We start from the raw sequence: 323 nt of genomic DNA, 5'->3' as shown, positions 1-323 counted from the left end.
TGCATCTGCGCCGCACCCGCGAGGCCGTCGACGCCCTCGCCGGCGAACTGCGCGAACTGCTCGCCTCGATCGCCGCGGGCCTGACCGAGCACGTCGATCCCCCGACCGCAGCGCACTGGCAGCATCAGGCGCGGCTGCTCGATGCGACCGTGCGGCGCGCCGACGACGCGCTCGGACAGGGCCGCGAGAGCCTGCGCTGGAATCCGCGCTGGCTGGTCCGTCGTCGCCGCGACTGGCATCCCGCGGTCTCCGAATCCTCGTTCCGGACGCTGAGCGAGGTGTCCGAACAGGTCAAGCGATTGACCGAGGCAGTGGCTACCGGC

The 323-nt window shown here is 72.1% G+C and carries 1 protein-coding gene; it reads left to right on the top strand.

What is annotated here, in order from left to right:
* Positions 1-323 (top strand): hypothetical protein (locus RJ03_RS27295; protein ID WP_036507488.1); only part of this gene is annotated, 323 nt, incomplete at both ends.

Origin of the sequence: Nocardia aobensis NBRC 100429, from assembly GCF_000308375.1 — a bacterium.
GTDB classification, from domain to species: domain Bacteria; phylum Actinomycetota; class Actinomycetes; order Mycobacteriales; family Mycobacteriaceae; genus Nocardia; species Nocardia aobensis.
This window is presented reverse-complemented; position numbering and strand designations above follow the sequence as displayed.